The sequence below is a fragment of the Tabrizicola flagellatus genome (genome assembly GCF_008271465.1).
GTDB lineage: Bacteria > Pseudomonadota > Alphaproteobacteria > Rhodobacterales > Rhodobacteraceae > Tabrizicola > Tabrizicola flagellata.
Genome location: NZ_VMDU01000003.1, coordinates 247,453 through 262,928 on the forward strand (window position 1 = coordinate 247,453; position 15,476 = coordinate 262,928).

Annotated in this window: 18 protein-coding genes; 3 read left to right on the forward strand and 15 right to left on the reverse strand. The window is 67.8% G+C overall.

What is annotated here, in order from left to right; genetic code table 11:
• The first annotated feature begins 46 nt into the window (after positions 1–46).
• Positions 47–1,393 carry a glutamate--cysteine ligase gene (locus FL625_RS07110; protein WP_149587944.1) on the forward strand — a complete coding sequence of 449 codons (1,347 nt, stop codon included), beginning with the start codon at positions 47–49 and terminating at the stop codon, positions 1,391–1,393.
• An 81-nt stretch (positions 1,394–1,474) separates the two neighbouring features.
• Here the strand turns inward: FL625_RS07110 and plsY are convergent, their stop codons facing one another.
• The 9 genes from plsY to FL625_RS07155 all read right to left on the reverse strand — a co-directional run bounded on the left by plsY (position 1,475) and on the right by FL625_RS07155 (position 8,542).
• Positions 1,475–2,086 (reverse strand): glycerol-3-phosphate 1-O-acyltransferase PlsY, encoded by a 612-nt coding sequence (gene plsY / locus FL625_RS07115; RefSeq protein ID WP_149587945.1) that lies wholly within the window; start codon positions 2,084–2,086, stop codon positions 1,475–1,477.
• A 3-nt stretch (positions 2,087–2,089) separates the two neighbouring features.
• A complete protein-coding gene (gene pyrC / locus FL625_RS07120) occupies positions 2,090–3,364 on the reverse strand; it encodes a dihydroorotase (RefSeq protein WP_149587946.1) in 1,275 nt (424 codons plus the stop codon).
• 62 nt (positions 3,365–3,426) lie between these two features.
• Positions 3,427–3,951 carry a hypothetical protein gene (locus FL625_RS07125; RefSeq protein ID WP_149587947.1) on the reverse strand — a complete coding sequence of 175 codons (525 nt, stop codon included), beginning with the start codon at positions 3,949–3,951 and terminating at the stop codon, positions 3,427–3,429.
• Positions 3,948–4,388, reverse strand: a complete 441-nt coding sequence (locus tag FL625_RS07130; protein WP_160147746.1) for a hypothetical protein — start codon at positions 4,386–4,388, stop codon at positions 3,948–3,950. The genes FL625_RS07125 and FL625_RS07130 overlap by 4 nt, the downstream gene beginning before the upstream one ends.
• Positions 4,389–4,622: 234 nt before the next feature.
• Entirely contained in the window at positions 4,623–5,585 is a 963-nt protein-coding gene (locus FL625_RS07135) for an aspartate carbamoyltransferase catalytic subunit (protein WP_149587949.1), read from the reverse strand.
• Positions 5,586–5,723: 138 nt separating this feature from the next.
• Positions 5,724–6,266: a molybdenum cofactor biosynthesis protein B gene (gene moaB, locus FL625_RS07140; RefSeq protein ID WP_149587950.1), complete on the reverse strand. Its 543-nt coding sequence runs from the start codon at positions 6,264–6,266 to the stop codon at positions 5,724–5,726.
• A gap of 3 nt (positions 6,267–6,269) precedes the next feature.
• On the reverse strand, positions 6,270–6,899 hold the full coding sequence (locus tag FL625_RS07145) for a LysE family translocator (RefSeq protein WP_200833898.1): 630 nt from the start codon (positions 6,897–6,899) through the stop codon (positions 6,270–6,272).
• A complete protein-coding gene (locus tag FL625_RS07150; RefSeq protein WP_149587951.1) occupies positions 6,899–7,681 on the reverse strand; it encodes a uracil-DNA glycosylase in 783 nt (260 codons plus the stop codon). Before FL625_RS07150 ends, FL625_RS07145 begins: the two co-directional genes overlap by 1 nt.
• A gap of 69 nt (positions 7,682–7,750) precedes the next feature.
• Complete coding sequence (locus FL625_RS07155) at positions 7,751–8,542, reverse strand: protein-disulfide reductase DsbD domain-containing protein (protein WP_149587952.1); 792 nt, start codon at positions 8,540–8,542, stop codon at positions 7,751–7,753.
• 139 nt (positions 8,543–8,681) lie between these two features.
• On the opposite strand from FL625_RS07155, the gene FL625_RS07160 reads away from it, so the two are divergent.
• Together FL625_RS07160 and FL625_RS07165 are read left to right on the forward strand one after the other, a co-directional pair.
• Complete coding sequence (locus FL625_RS07160; RefSeq protein WP_149587953.1) at positions 8,682–9,239, forward strand: YqgE/AlgH family protein; 558 nt, start codon at positions 8,682–8,684, stop codon at positions 9,237–9,239.
• Between the two features lie 246 nt (positions 9,240–9,485).
• Positions 9,486–9,959: an REP-associated tyrosine transposase gene (locus FL625_RS07165; protein WP_149587954.1), complete on the forward strand. Its 474-nt coding sequence runs from the start codon at positions 9,486–9,488 to the stop codon at positions 9,957–9,959.
• Between the two features lie 43 nt (positions 9,960–10,002).
• Here the strand turns inward: FL625_RS07165 and FL625_RS07170 are convergent, their stop codons facing one another.
• The 6 genes from FL625_RS07170 to FL625_RS07195 all read right to left on the reverse strand — a co-directional run bounded on the left by FL625_RS07170 (position 10,003) and on the right by FL625_RS07195 (position 15,473).
• On the reverse strand, positions 10,003–10,350 hold the full coding sequence (locus FL625_RS07170; protein WP_149587955.1) for a hypothetical protein: 348 nt from the start codon (positions 10,348–10,350) through the stop codon (positions 10,003–10,005).
• Between the two features lie 317 nt (positions 10,351–10,667).
• On the reverse strand, positions 10,668–13,007 hold the full coding sequence (locus FL625_RS07175) for an aldehyde dehydrogenase family protein (RefSeq protein ID WP_149587956.1): 2,340 nt from the start codon (positions 13,005–13,007) through the stop codon (positions 10,668–10,670).
• A gap of 170 nt (positions 13,008–13,177) precedes the next feature.
• Positions 13,178–14,167: a deoxyribose-phosphate aldolase gene (gene deoC / locus FL625_RS07180; RefSeq protein ID WP_149587957.1), complete on the reverse strand. Its 990-nt coding sequence runs from the start codon at positions 14,165–14,167 to the stop codon at positions 13,178–13,180.
• 171 nt (positions 14,168–14,338) lie between these two features.
• Entirely contained in the window at positions 14,339–14,716 is a 378-nt protein-coding gene (locus FL625_RS07185) for a cation:proton antiporter (protein ID WP_149587958.1), read from the reverse strand.
• Positions 14,713–14,985 (reverse strand): K+/H+ antiporter subunit F, encoded by a 273-nt coding sequence (locus FL625_RS07190; RefSeq protein ID WP_200833899.1) that lies wholly within the window; start codon positions 14,983–14,985, stop codon positions 14,713–14,715. Before FL625_RS07190 ends, FL625_RS07185 begins: the two co-directional genes overlap by 4 nt.
• The gene (locus FL625_RS07195; RefSeq protein ID WP_149587959.1) at positions 14,982–15,473 is read right to left on the reverse strand and encodes a Na+/H+ antiporter subunit E; all 492 of its coding nucleotides are present in this window, start codon (positions 15,471–15,473) and stop codon (positions 14,982–14,984) included. The genes FL625_RS07190 and FL625_RS07195 overlap by 4 nt, the downstream gene beginning before the upstream one ends.
• Between the last annotated feature and the right edge of the window lie 3 nt (positions 15,474–15,476).

Below are 15,476 nucleotides of genomic sequence, written 5' to 3' on the forward strand. Positions count from 1 at the left end.
TCCGGTCCGGCAGGCCGGAGCCCGAGACAGCGAAGGTCCGAAATCCATGTCCATCCCTCAGACCGGCGGCGGCCTCATCGAAAGCTTCGACCAGCTCGCCGCCTACATGGAGGCCGGCTGCAAGCCCAGGGCCGACTGGCGGATCGGGGCCGAGCACGAGAAGTTCGGCTGGCTGACCGACACCCGCCAGCCGCTGCCCTACGCCGGCGACCGCTCGATCTCGGCCATCTTCGCCGCGCTCGAGGCCCGTTATGGCTGGCAGCCGGTCCGCGAGGGCGAGAACGTGATCGGCCTCACCCGGAACGGCGCCAACATCAGCCTCGAACCGGGCGGCCAGTTCGAACTGTCGGGCGCGCCGCTGACATCGACCCTCGCCGTCGCGGCCGAGTTGCAGACCCACCTCGACGAGGTCCGCTCGATCGCCGAGCCGATGGGCGTCCGCTTCATGGGGATCGGCGCGGCACCGGAATGGACGCACGACCAGATGCCGGTGATGCCCAAGGGCCGCTACCGCCTCATGACCGATTACATGGGCCGGGTCGGCACGCATGGCACGCAGATGATGTACCGGACCTGCACGGTGCAGGTGAACCTCGACTACGCCTCCGAAGCCGATTTCGTGAAGAAGCTGCGCGTGGCGCTGGCCCTGCAACCCGTCGCCACCGCGCTCTTCGCCTCGTCGCCCTTCTTCGAGGGCCGGCCCAACGGCCACCGCAGCTGGCGCAGCCGCATCTGGCGCGGCCTCGACGACAGCCGCACCGGAATGCTGCCCTTCGCCTTCGAGGAGGGGATGGGCTTCCAGCGCTATGTGGACTGGGTGCTGGATGTGCCGATGTATTTCGTCTACCGCGACGGAAGATACATCGACGCCCTGGGGCAAAGCTTCCGCGACTTCCTGGCCGGACGCCTGCCCGCGCTTCCGGGCGAGAAGCCGACGCTGTCGGACTGGGCGGATCACATGACCACCGTCTTCCCCGAGGCGCGGGCGAAGAAGTTCATCGAGATGCGCGGCGCCGACGCCGGCGACCAGGCGCATATCGTGGCCCTGCCGGCCTTCTGGGTCGGGCTGATGTACGACCAGACCGCGCTCGACGCGGCCTGGGATCTGGTCAAGGGGCTGGACACGGAAACGCGCGAGGGCCTGCGGGTCGCGGCCTCGGTCTCGGCGCTCCAGGGCGAGGCGGGGGGCGTGAGGCTTCTGGACCTTGCGCGGGCGGCGGTGGGGCTGTCGCACGCGGGGCTTGTCGCCCGGGGCCTGGGCGAGGAAGCGCAGCTTGCTCCGCTGGTCGAAAGCCTGAAGACCGGCCGGGTCCAGGCGGACCGCTGGCTTGAGCTTTACGAAGGCGCCTGGGGCCGGGACCTGACCCCGATCTACGCGGCCGCCTCTCTCTGAGGCGCCTCCTCGTTCGACTGCGTCCCCTCGTCGGACCGCCCCGCGAGGAGTGGCGCAGCCATCGACGAGCCGCCAGCAGCGTCAGGCCTTCTTCGCCCCGATCCGCGGCTCGGTCCCCGCCTTGATCCGCTTCAGGTTCTCGGCATGCCGGACATAGATCAGGATCGTCAGGGCCAGGGCCAGCAGCAGAAGGCTGCCATCCGTCAGCGCCAGGATCCAGAGGCCCGAACTTGCCGCGGCCACCAGCGCCGCAATGGACGAGGTGCGGGTGACGACTGCGGTCAAAAGCCAGGTGCCGCAGACCGCAAGACCGACCGGCCAGTTCAGCGCGAGAAGGACGCCGAGAAAGGTCGCCACCCCCTTGCCGCCGCGAAAGCCCAGCCAGACCGGGAACAGATGGCCGAGGAATGCGGCCAGACCCGCTACCTGTGCCGCGTCCTCGGCCAGAAGCCAGCGCGCGATCAGCACGGCAAGTGCTCCCTTGCCCCCGTCCAGCAGAAGCGTCGCCAGCGCCGCGCCCTTGTTCCCGGTGCGCAGCACGTTGGTCGCGCCGATGTTCCCCGACCCGATCTGGCGCAGGTCGCCCAGACCCAGCATCCGCGTCACGACCACGCCGAAGGGGATGGCGCCCAGCAGATAGCTCAGCACCGCGGTCAGCAGAAGAAGCCCCGGCGAAGTCACAAGTTCAGGCATGTCTCAGGCATCCGCAGCGAAGACCTGTGTCCCCGCGACCCAGGTGCCCAGCACCTTACCTTCCATCCGCGCGCCGTCAAACGGCGTGTTCTTCGACTTGGACCGCAGGCGGAAGCGGTCCATCAGGAAGGGGGCATCGGGGTCGAACAGGACCAGATCGGCCGGCGCGCCCTCGGCCAGCCGGCCCTGCGGCAGGCCCAGCCGGCGGGCGGGGTTCAGCGCCATGGCCCGGAACAGCGCGGGCAGGTCGAGATGGCCGGCATGGAACAGCCGCATGGCCGCGGGCAGGAAGGTTTCCAACGCTACGGCGCCCGGCGCGGCCTCTTCGAAGGGCAGGCGCTTCGATTCCTCGTCGGCAGGTGTGTGCATCGAACAGATGATGTCGATCGTCCCGTCCGCCACCGCCGCGACCATCGCCAGCCGGTCCTGTTCCGACCGGAGCGGCGGGGTGAACTTGAAGAAGGTCCGGTAGTCGCCCACGTCGAATTCGTTCAGCGTCAGGTGGTGAATCGAGGTGCCAGCCGTCACGTCGATCGCTGCCGACTTGGCGCGGCTCAGCGCCGGCAATGCCTTGGCCGTGGTGATCTGGTCGGCGTGGTAGCGCACGCCCGTCATCTCGACCAGCGCGAGGTCGCGTTCCAGCCCCATGCGTTCCGCCATGGGCGACACGGCCGGGATGCCGCGCAGCGAGGCGAACTTGCCGGACGTCGCCGAGGCCCCGGCGGACAGGCCGGGGTCCTGCGGATGGCCGACGACCAGCGCGCCGAGGCTGCGGGCGTAGGTCATCGCCCGGGCAAGGGCCTTGGCATCGGTCGAGACGCGGAAGACATCGGTGAAGGCGATCGCGCCGGCGTCGCGCAGAAAGCCGATCTCGGTCATCTCGCGCCCCTCGCGGCCCTTGGTCAGCGCGGCCATGTGCCGGATCCGAACCGGGGCTTCGGCGGCGCGGCGGGTGACGAATTCAAGCGTCTCGGGCGTGTCGATGGCGGGGTGGGTGTCGGGCCGGGCGATGATCGTGGTCACGCCCCCCGCCGCCGCAGCAGCCCCGGCCGAGCCGAAGCTTTCGCGGTGCCTCTCTCCCGGTTCGCCGATCTTGACGCCCAGATCGACGATGCCGGGGGCAAGGCACTTTCCCCCGCAGTCGATGACGGTTGCGCCTTTCGGGGCCTTCCCGTCGCGGGCAAGGATCGCGCCGTCCTTCACCGTCAGGCTGCCCGGGGCATCGGTCCCGGCTTCGGGGTCGATCAGGCGGGCGTTGGCGAAATGCAGCGTGGTCATGTCCGGTCCGTCCGAAGGTCGCGGAGGGTATGCGACGGCACGGGGCGCTTGTCCACTGGAACTCACCCGAAGGCGAGCCAGAGCGCGGTGGCCCCGGTCAGGGCCAGCGCGAGGCCGAGGAAGAGGAAGGCGGACTCCGGGCGCTGCGGGGTCGGGTCGGGGGCCATGTCGGGTCCGAGGGTGCCTTCGGCGGCGGCGGTCGGCAGCGGCTCGAAATGCACCGGCGGGCGGTCCTCGGCATAGGTGGCGACTAGGGTCAGCCGCGGATCCGGGGTCAGGGTGAGGGCGCGGCCGTGCAGCGCCTTTGACAGAAGGATCAGGACCGGCCCCCGCAATGCCTCCAGCCGCTCGCGATCCGACGCCACGGCGGCGTCGGGGACGCCCAGCCCTTCGGTCAGATAGGCGGGCAGGCCGAGGCCGGCGAGGTCGGCAAGGTCGAAGATCTCGATGAAGGCGGGGTCGAGGTCGGGATCGCCGAGCAGCTCTGCCGCCAGCCGCGCCTTGTCGCGGCGGAAGTCGTCCGGGGAAAGCCGCGCCGCGAAGACGCGGATGCCGTGGCGGTCGTGGGCGGGGATCGTCAGGCTCATCGCCGGGTCATGATGCGGGCGGCGGTGGCGGCGGGGTCGGCCTGATACTTGACCAGATGCCGGTCGCCGGTGGCGGTGGTGATCTGCACCGCGCCGAGGAAGGGCCGGGCCGATTGCAGCTCGGCCAGCGGGATCGCCCGCCCACCGGGGCCAAGGAGGCGACGGTCGGTCAGCCGCCAGGTCTCGCCCAGGGCCTCGGAGGCAAGGAAGGCCGCCCGCGCGCCGATGGCGATGGCCGCGCCAAGCGGGCCGGCGACGGGGTAGGGATTGCCCTGCCAGATCAGGAACAGCCCGGCGGCGGCGCCAAGGACGACGGCCATGACCAGGTGACTGCGCCAGTAGGCGGTGCGGTCGGCGGGAAACTCGGCCAGCACCGTCTCGCCGTCCAGAAGCGGGACCGCATGGCCGAGGATCGGGTCGGGTTCGATGCGGGCCATCAGGCGATCCAGACGATGACGATGGTGAAAAGGGCGAGAAAGACCAGCACTGCGGCCGCCACCATGCCGCCCTGGCGCATCTCGGCTTTCGTGGGCTTGCGGTCGGGGTCGGGGGTCATTCGGTCTTGCCCTGCAGGTCGCGGATCATGGCGAAACCAAGAGGCTCCGGCGTCAAGGGAGAAGGCAGTCTCCAGCCATCACGTGGTGATGTGCTACTTGCGATCCGGTCCGACCTCACGCCATCATCCCCACGATCTTCCGCCCCCGCTCTGCCCGCAGGTTCCGCGCCAGAAGGTCCATGCAGGCCATCCGTACCGCGACGCCCATTTCCACCTGGTCCTGGATCACGGAACGGTTGATGTCGTCGGCGAGGTCCCCGTCGATCTCCACCCCCCGGTTCATCGGCCCCGGGTGCATCACGATGGCCTCGGGGCTGGCGTGGGACAGTTTCTCGGCGTCGAGGCCGTAGCGGTGGTAGTATTCGCGCTCGGACGGGATGAAGCCGCCGTCCATCCGTTCCTTCTGGAGCCGCAGCATCATGACCACATCTGCGCCCTTCAGCCCCTCTCGCATGTCGTCGAACAGTTCGCAACCGAAGTCCTCCACCCCCGAGGGCATCAGGGTCGGGGGCGCGATCAGGCGCAGGCGGTTTTCCATTTTCCCAAGCAGAATCAGGTTGCTGCGGGCCACGCGGGAATGGGCGATGTCGCCGCAGATGGCGATGGTCAGGCGCTGGATGCGGCCCTTGGCGCGGCGGATGGTCAGCGCATCGAGCAGCGCCTGGGTCGGATGCTCATGCCGCCCGTCGCCCGCGTTCAGGACCGCGCAATCGACCTTCTGTGCGAGCAGGTTCACCGCCCCGGAGGCCCCGTGGCGGACGACCAGAAGGTCCGGGTGCATCGCGTTCAGCGTCATCGCGGTGTCGATCAGCGTCTCGCCCTTCTTCAGGCTGGAATTGGCCACCGACATGTTCATCACATCCGCCCCCAGCCGCTTGCCGGCCAGTTCGAAAGAGGATTGCGTGCGGGTCGAGGCCTCGAAGAAGAGGTTGATCTGCGTCATCCCGGCCAGCACGTCCGACTGTTTCACCGTGCGCCGGTTCAGATCGACATAGCGTTCGGCCAGGTCGAGGACGGTGGTGATCTCCAGAGGCGCGAGATGCTCGATCCCCAGAAGATGGCGGGCGCGGAAGGCCATGATCGTCCCCTTTTCCGGTTTTCCCCTCTATCGCAAAGGGGGCGCATCCCGGCAAGCCGCTCGTCGATGCCTTCGGCACTCCTCGCTGACCTCCCGACGAGAAGCCTAAGGCGCGACGCAGGAGGTGCTTAGACGGCGTCACTTCCGTTTCAGGTGCTCTTCCAGGCGCGGCATGATCTCGACGAAGTTGCAGGGCCGGTGGCGGCTGTCGAGCTGGGGTTTCAGGATCTCGTCCCAGGCATCGCGGCAGGCGCCGGGGCTGCCGGGCAGGGCGAAAAGGTAGGTGCCGCCCGCCACGCCCCCGGTCGCGCGGCTTTGCACCGCCGAGGTGCCGATCTTCTGCATGGAAACGAGGGTGAAGACGGTGCCGAAGGCCTCGATCTCCTTCTCGTAGACCTCGCGGTGGGCCTCGACCGTGACATCGCGGCCGGTCAGGCCGGTGCCGCCGGTGGTCAGGATCACGTCTACCTGCGGGTCGGCGATCCAGCCGCGCAGGCGCGCGACGATGGCGGCGCGGTCGTCGGGCACGATGCCCCGGTCGGCCAGCACATGCCCGGCCCCGGTCAGCCGCTCCACCAGCGTGTCGCCGGACTTGTCCGTTTCGGGTGTGCGGGTGTCGCTGACGGTCAGCACCGCGATGCGGACCGGGTGGAAGGGCAGGCTTTCGTCGATGCGGGACATGGGTCAGTTCCTTGGCATGAGGGCAAGCCGCAGCGCCAGCGCCCCGAAGATCGTGGCGCTGATCCGCGAGAGCCACCGCGCCAGTCCGGCCGAACGGGCGACGCGCTGGCCGATGGACCCGGCGAAGACACCGACGGCGCCGTTGACCAGAAGGCCACCGAGGGCAAAGACGATGCCGAGCGTCAGGAATTGCGGCAGGATCGGGCGGGCGGGGGTCACGAACTGCGGCAGGAAGGCCAGGATGAACAGGATCACCTTGGGATTCAGCAGGTTGACCATGAGTCCCTGCCAGAAGGCCATGGCGGGCGTGGTGGGCACCACCTGCGCTTCGCGGGCGAAGGGCGAAGCGCGCAGGGCCCCGACGGCCAGCCAGAGCAGGTAGCCCACGCCCAGCCAGCGGATCGCCTCGAAGGCCGCCGGATGCGCCGCGACCAGCGCCCCGAGGCCAAGCGCGGCCAGCAGCGTATGGACCATGCCGCCCGTGGCTATCCCGAAATTTGCGGCCATCGCCGGGCGCCAGCCGGATTTCAGCCCCTGGCCCAGGCAGAACATCATGTCCGCCCCCGGCGTGAGGTTCAGCGCCAGCCCGGCGGGGACGAAGGCGAGCAGGGTCAGGGGCTCGACCGGCAGCATCAGCGCAGCCTCGCCTGCAGCGACAGAAGGTCGGCCCAGGCCTCGCGCTTGGCCGAGGGGTTGCGCAAGAGATAGGCCGGATGGGTCATCGGCAGCATCGGCTTGCCCAGGGCCTGCGTCCAGGTGCCCCGGGCGCGGAGGATGCCCTTCGCCCCCGTCAGCGCGAAAAGGGGTGTGTTGCCCAGGACCACGATCACCTGCGGATCGACCAGCGCGATATGGCGTTCGACGAAGGGCAGCATCATGGCGATCTCGGCCGGTTCCGGGTCGCGGTTGCCGGGGGGGCGCCAGGGCATCACATTGGTGATGTAAAGCGCGCTTTCGGCATCGGGCGATGTGCGCGACAGGCCGATGGCGGCGAACATCCGGTCCAGAAGCTGCCCGGCCCGGCCGACGAAGGGGCGGCCCTCGCGGTCCTCGTCCGCGCCGGGTGCCTCACCCAGGAGCAGCACGCGGGCGGCGGGGTTGCCGTCTGCAAAGACCGTGTTCCGTGCGCCCTTCTTCAGGTCGCAATGCGGATAGCGGGCGATCGCGGCGCGGAGGTCCTCCAGCGTTGTCGCGGCCGATGCCGAGGCCCGTGCTGCGCCCACAGGGTCGTCCGCAGGCACGGGGACATCGGGGGGCGGAGCCGCCGCGACACGGGGGCCGGAGGGTTCGGGCGCGAGGTCGTACCGATTGAGCGCAGTCTCGGAAATCGCCTCGTCGGCCCCGGCTTCCCCGAGCCAGACCAGCGCCGCCAGGGCGGCCTGCCAGTCGTCTGCGATCTCGCCAGCGATTCCCATGGGAGAAAGCCTAGGTTTCCGGTGCAGGAGTGACAACCGGCTCTTGCACGTCCGGCGGCGTCCTCCGGCTCAGGGGGCGGGGCAGCCCCGGACCTCGACCGCGCTGCCGGCGGCCAGGATGGTCATGGTGATCTGGGATCGGTCCAGCGCGAAGGGGGCACCGCTCGGGGGGACAAGCTCGGTGATCGAGACCAGCTCGCCGCCCCGGCGCTCGGTGACGGCCTCTGCCACCCAGACATCGCGGTCGGCGGTCTCGAAGGCGACCACCTCGGGAAGTCCCGGATCGGGCAGCCCCACACGCGCAGTGATGCGCAGGCCGTCCGCGATCGGGTCGATGCTGCAGGCAACGCGGGTCACGCCTGCCTCCTGAGCCGTCGCCGCGCGTCGGGCAAGGGCCGCCCGGATCGCGTCGTCCGGCGCGCCGGGCGCCGTCAGTTCGGAGCCGAGCTCGACGGTGGCGGGCATGCAGATTTCGTCGCAGACACCCAGATCCATCCTCACGCGCAGCCGGATCGGACGGGCAGGATCTTCGGGGGTGACCTCGACCGGCAGCACCAGTCGGTCGTGATAGCCGATGGTCTGCATCCTGTTGACCTGAAACACATCTGGTGCCGGCCAGTGCAAGCGCACCGACCTTACGTTCTCGGACCCCGACCAGTCGAAGCTGGGCGGAATCCCGGCATCGCCGGGGCTGCGCCAGTAGGTCTTCCAGCCGGGCGCGAGCCGCAGGTCCAGCCCAGCCATGCGCCCGCCATTTTCTGTCTGCCATCCGGGAATCAGCGCGACCGACAACACATCGTCCTGCGTGGTCGCAAGGGCGGGGGCAGCAAGGCAGGTGAGGAGGAGGACAGATCGGATCATGCCGCGAAGATAGGAATAGCGGGGCGCGATGGAAATCACTTTGCGGCGAAGGCGCGTGATCGTGGCCTTCCGGCCATGGTCGGGGCTTGTCCCCCAAGGCTCGCAGGGCCATGTTCTGATCAGGGGAATGGGGGTGCCGATGGACCTTTCCGGACAGATCCTGATCGCGATGCCAGGCATGGCGGACCCGCGGTTCGAGAAAAGCGTTGTTCTTATTTGCGCCCATTCGGCCGAGGGGGCGATGGGGTTGATCGTCAACAAGCCCCTGGAAGACCTGAGCTTTTCCGGGCTGCTGGAGCATCTTGGCATCCCCCTTGCGCCTGCAGGCCGCGACATCCGGGTGCATTTCGGCGGGCCGGTGGAGCGGGGGCGGGGGTTTGTCCTGCACTCCGCCGACTGGCGTCCCCCGGGCGAGGGCACGATGGCCGTGCCGGGGGGGCTGGAGATGACGGCGACGATCAACGTGCTGGAGGCTTTGGCGAGCGGAGGGGGGCCGGGTAAGGCCTTGCTGGCGCTGGGGTATTCCGGCTGGGGGCCGGGTCAGCTGGAGGCCGAGATCGCGCGGAACGACTGGCTGACTTGTGAGGCTCCGGACGGGCTGGTGTTCGCGCCGGATGACGGCGGGAAGTGGTCGGCGGCGCTGCGGGGGATGGGGATTGATCCCTTGACCCTGAGCGCGGCGGCGGGGCGGGCTTAGGGCCGCAAGAGACTCAGCTAAGGGGTTGGGAACGCTGGGTTAATCCGGGGGATTTCAGGGAGGTTAACGGTCTGGCATCCGTCTGGCATGCGTCGGGTTTCCGTCCCGACGGTTTGCGGGCGGGTGGGGCGTTAACCTTGGGGGACGAATCGCGTGTGGCTGGCCGGGGCGGTGCGCTGTAGCGCACCCTACGATGCGGGAGATGTTGGTTACTGGGCGTTAAGGTTTGGCCGCTAGCTTTCGGTCATGTCCAGCTATCTTCGCCCCAGAGTTCCCGGAGCTTCGGTCTTTCTCACGGTCACCCTTGCAGAGCGCGGCACCAATCTGCTCGTGCGTGAGATTGAAGCCTTGCGCCATGCGGTTCGTGTCACGCGTCTCAAGCGACCATTCCGGATAGATGCCTGGGTCGTGCTGCCGGATCACATGCATTGCGTCTGGACCTTGCCGGAGGGTGATGCCGATTACGGTGGGAGGATAGGCCAGATCAAGGCGACGTTCTCAAAGGCGTTACCGGAAGGGCGATTGCGGTCAAGCCACATCCTGCGGCGGGAGAAGGGTATCTGGCAGCGGCGTTTCTGGGAGCATCATGTCAGGGGCGAGCAGGATTTCTCGGCCTGCGTTCACTATTGCTGGACCAATCCGGTGAAGCATGGGTTGGTCCAGGATGTTCGGGATTGGCCCTATTCGTCGTGGCATCGCGATGTCGGTGCGGCAGCGTAGGGTGCGCTACAGCGCACCATCCGACGGTGCGCTGTAGCGCACCCTACGATTGTTTTGGAAAATGTTCGTGGAGAAACTCACGTACAGTGACCCAAAGCATTGCGGATCCGATGTCAGCGGGTGGCGGTAAATTTCTTGCAGCTTCCCGCGCCTTTATCGCGAGTGGGTCCATGCTTGTCGGACTGATAAGGCCAGCTATCGCAAAGAATACTCCTTCTGCGTGTTCTTTTCCTTTTGCGAAATCACCTGTCTGCGAAGCATTCTCCATTAAAGCCAGCCAATCACGCTGAGTGAACCCCGGAGTGTTCATGCTGAACTCCTGATTGGCCGCTTCGACGAACTCCCCTTTTTTCGCGTACGACCAACTCTCGCCCTTGAAGACCAACTTCATCATCAAACCAATTGAAGTTGTAGAGAATGCAAGAACGTAAGGGTGCCGAAGAAAGGTCAGCGTAGGCCGAAATCCTACGCCAAACTCAAATAGTGACGATCCAAGACTGACAGCAGCGAAAGAATTTCGCGTAGCGAGCCCAGCTTCTCGGCCCTGTTTCTTATGGCTTCCAAACATGCAATCCTCCCGAGTAACGGCTGAAAGAAGCATTCACGAACTTAAAGAGAAAGGCCATTGCTTTGGCGTAGGGTGCGCTACAGCGCACCATCCGACGGTGCGCTGTAGCGCACCCTACGATGATGACGCTGGTGGAGCCTTCACTCCCCATAGGGCACCCAGACCGTCTTGACCTCGGTGGCCTGGGACAGGAACGTCCGGCCTTCGCCCTCTGGCCCCATCCAGTTCCGCGCGCGGCCGTGGTTGACCCAGGTGCGTTTGAGGTTGCCGGCCGCCTCGCGCTCGATGAGGGCGGAGAGGGGGTGGGAGGAGAAGCTCCAGACGGCATCCACGTCCATGTGGCCGGCGAGGCTGCGCGCCAGGTCGGGGACGGGGCCGGTGACGATGTTGACGACCCCGGCGGGCACGTCGGAGGTGTCGAGGACCTGGTAGAAATCGGTGGCCGACAGGGGGTGCTGGCCGGGGACGAGGACCGTGGTGTTGCCCATTGCGATGGTCGGGGCCATGACGGAGACGAGGCCGAGGAGGGGGCATTCGTCGGGGAGGAGGGCGCCGATCACACCGACGGGTTCGTTCATCGCAAGCGCGATGCCGCGGATCGGGACGGATTTGGCGGCGCCGTCGTATTTGTCGGCCCAGGCGGCATAGGTGAAGAGGCGCTGGATGCTCGCGTCAACTTCGGCTGCGCCGGGCTTGCCGGTGAGGTCTTTCAGGCGCTGGGCGAACTCGGAGTGCCTTGCGGAGAGGTTCTCGGCGATGAAGTAGAGGACCTGGGCGCGGTTGTAGGCGGTGGTTTTGGCCCAGCCCTTGGCGGCGTGGGCGGCCTCGACGGCGTTCCTGATGTCCTTGCGGTTGCCGATGCCGACATGGCCGAGGAGTTTGCCCTTGGGGCCGTAGACGGGTTGCGAGTAGCCGGAGTCGGGGCGGGCCTGTTTGCCGCCGATATACAGCTTGGCGGTGCGGTCGAGGGCGTCAACCTGCGGCTCTTGCGGCACGGGGATGGGCGCGGCGGGTTTGAGGGCCGCGGGTTTGGCGGCGGGTTTGAGGTAGGCCATCAGGCCCTCCCATCCGCCCTCGCGCCCGAAGCCGCTCTCGCGGACGCCGCCGAAGCCCGCGGCGGCGTCGAAGAGGTTGGTGGCGTTGATCCAGACGACTCCGGCCTTGAGTTTCGGGGCCACGTCGAGGGCGAGGTTGATGTTCTCGGTCCAGACCGTCGCGGCAAGGCCGTAGCGGGTGTTGTTGGCGAGTTGGACGGCTTCCTCGGGCGTGCGGAAGGTCATCGAGACGAGGACGGGGCCGAAGATTTCCTCCTGCATCAGGGGCGAGGCGGTGCCGAGGCCGGTGATGAGGGTGGGGGGGTAGAAGCAGCCTTCCGCGGGCAGGGGGGTGGCGGCGACGTAGTGCTCGCCCTCGGGGTTGTCGCGCACGAGGCGGGTGATGGTGTCGAGCTGGACCGGATCGACCACCGCGCCGATGTCGATGCACTTGTCGAGGGGATCGCCGATGCGCAGCCCGTCCATCCGGCGTTTCAGCTTTTCATGGAAGCGGGGGGCGACGCCTTCCTGGACGAGAAGGCGGGAGCCGGCGCAGCAGACCTGGCCCTGGTTGAACCAGATCGCGTCCACGAGGCCCTCGACGGCCGAGTCGAGGTCGGCGTCGTCGAAGACGATGTAGGGGGACTTGCCGCCGAGTTCGAGGGTGAGGGCCATGGCCCTGCCGGCGGTGGCCTCGCGGATGCGCTTGCCGACGGAGGTAGAGCCGGTGAAGGCGATCTTGTCCACCGGGGCATCGACGAGGGCCGCGCCGGTGGCCCCGTCGCCGGTGACGATGTTGAGGACGCCTTTGGGCAGCCCCGCCTCGCGGGAGATGTCGGCGAAGAGGAGGGCGGTGAGGGGGGTGTATTCGGCGGGCTTGAGGACGATCGTGTTCCCGGCGGCCAGCGCGGGGGCGACCTTCCAGGCGAGCATGAGGAGGGGGAAGTTCCAGGGGATGACCGCGCCGCAGACGCCGAGGGGGCGCATGTCGGGGTGTTCGGAGGGGAGGAGCTGGGCGAGGCCGGCGTGGTAGGAGAAATGGCGGGCGACGAGGGGGATGTCGATGTCGCGGCTTTCGCGGATCGGCTTGCCGTTGTCGAGGGTTTCCAGCGTGGCGAAGAGGCGGGAGTGCTTCTGGACGAGGCGGGCGAGGGCGTAGAGGTATTCCGCGCGGCGGAAGGCCGGGAGGGCGGCCCATTTCGGTTGGGCGCGTTTTGCGGCGGCGACGGCTTTCGCGACGTCCTCGGCGGTGCCTTGCGTCACTTGCGCCAGGGGCTTGCCGGTGGCGGGGTTCGCTGTGGTGAAGGTCTCGCCCGGCGCCGTGAATTGGCCGTCGATGTAATGGCCGAAGGTGGCACCGTGTTTCGCGATCCAGGCCAGCGCCTCGGCGGCGGATTCGGGGGCGGGGCCGTAGGCCATGCTGTCGAAGATTTCCTTGATGGTCATGGGATCAGTCCTTCGCCGCAGCACAGGTGGGGGCGGTTTTCAGATTGAGCGCCTTGCGGCGCAAGCCTTTTGTCTCGCCTCTGCGCGCGAAGGGCGCGCAACCGGCTCGGGAGGAAGAGCCTCCGGCGGGAGTATTTGGAAAAGAGCAAATGCCGGGGTCGGGCATCGGATCAGCCCATCGCGTGGCGGTTGGCGGCGGAGTAGTGGCCGGTGAGGTGGTGTTCCAGTTGGCGTTCGATGTCGCCGAGGAGGCTGGAGGCGCCGAAGCGGAAAAGGTCGGGCTGCAGCCAGGGATGGCCGAGTTCGTCCTTCATCAGCGTGAGATAGACCAGCGCGTCCTTGGCCTTGGCGATGCCGCCGGCGGGCTTGTAGCCGACCTTGAAGCCGGTCCGCGCCTCGTAGTCGCGGATGGCGCGGATCATGGTCAGGCTGACGGGCAGCGTGGCGTTCACCGCCTCTTTCCCGGTCGAGGTCTTGATGAAATCGGCGCCCCCCATCATGCAGACGAGGCTGGCGCGGGCGACGTTCCTTAGCGTGCCGAGCTCGCCGGTGGCGAGGATGGCCTTGACATGGGCATCGCCGCAGGCCTCGCGCATGTCGCGCATCTCGTCGTAAAGCGCCTGCCAGTTCTGGGTCAGGACGTGCCGGCGGGAGATGACGATGTCGATTTCCTTCGCGCCTGCACGGACGCTTTCGCCGATCTCGGCGATGCGGAGCCTGTAGGGCGACAGGCCCGCCGGAAAGCCGGTAGAGACGGCGGCGACGGGGATGTTGGTGCCTTCCAGCGCGCGGACGGCGGTTTCCACCATCTCGTGGTAGACGCAGACCGCGCCGACGGTCAGGCCGGGCATTCCCAGACGCTCCAGCATCCAGGGGGCGACCGGCTGGCGGGCCTTGGCGCAGAGGCGCTGGACGCGGCCCGGCGTGTCGTCGCCGGACAGGGTGGTGAGGTCGATGAGGCTGATCGCCTTCAGAAGCCAGGCGGCCTGGTATTCCTTCTTCACCGAGCGCCGGCCGGGCAGGGTGGCGGCGCGGCGCTCGATGGCCGAAGTGTTGGCCTGGACCGAGGCCACCCAGTCGAGATCGAGCGCCATTCCCGGATTGCGGGGATGGGTGACCTGGGGCAGGAGGCCGGTCGCCGTGGTGGAGAGGGTTGTCATCGTCTCTGGATCCATCGCAGTGCCCGCGCTGCCCCCCCTCCCCATCCCTCCCCCACGGAGGGGGGGAGGGAGGCGCGGGGCGGTGCACGCGGTCCTGTGCGGACGATGACATGCGAAACCCTTGAGTGGCAAGGGCCGGGCTGGCTGATTTCTGACCGGATGGTCAAAAAATTACGGGTCGGGCCGTTCCTGGCCCAGGGTGGCCCAGGGCTGGCCGGTGCCGCTGTCGGGGATGTCGGGGTCGGCTTCGCCGCGCAGGATCAGGGTCTTGGCGAGGAACAGGGCCGAGATCGGCGCGGTCAGCAGGAGGAACAGGGTGATGAGCCATTCCTGGATGCTGATCGTGCCGCCCTGCGGCAGGTCGCCGATCGAGGAGGCAAGGAGCGCCGCGCCCACGCCGATCGTGGTGGCCTTGGTCGGCGCATGCAGGCGCTGCATCGGGCGCGGCAGGCGGATCAGGCCCCAGGAGCCGACCAGCGCGAAGAAGCCGCCGCCGACGAGGCCCGCGGCGATGACCAGCTCGATGGCGGTTTGCAGGACCGGGGTCATTCGATGATGCTCCCCCGCAGGAGGAACTTGCAGTAGGCGACGGTGCCGAGAAATCCGGTCAGGGCCAGAAGGACCGAGACTTCCAGATAAAGCCCGGTGCCGGCGCGGATGCCGTAGAGCACCACGAGCGCGAGGGCGTTGATCGCCATGGTGTCCAGCGTCACGATCCGGTCGGTCAGCGTGGGCGCGGTGAAGAGCCGCCAGATGTTCAGCACGAAGGCCAGCGCGATGCAGGCGAACATGAAGGTCAGGGCGTAACCGAGGATCATTCGAAAATCCTTTTCAGGCGGGCCTCGTAGCGGGACTTGATCTGGTCGCGGACCGAGTCGGGGTCGGGGGCGTGCAGGGAATGGATCAGCAGGGCCCGACCGCAGGCCGACATGTCCGAAGTCAGCGTGCCGGGCGTCATGGTGATGGTGCCGGCCAGGAGGCTGATCGCCTCGGGCGATTTCAGGTCGAGCGGCACGGTGATCCAGCGCGACTGCACCTTGTCGCGCGGGATGAACAGGATGACATAGGCGACCTGGAAGTTGGCGACGATGATGTCCCAGAACACCAGCATCGTATAGCCGAAGAGCCGCAGCGGATGGTGGACCCGCGCCCGGTTCGGCCACCAGGCCGAGGTGACGAGCGGCAGGATGGTCGCGAGGATGATCGCCATCACCAGGCTGCCGAGCTTCCACTGGTTGACCAGCATGAACCACAGGACGACCAGCGTCAGCGAGAGGTAGGGATGCGGGAAGAGGCGCTTCAGCATGGG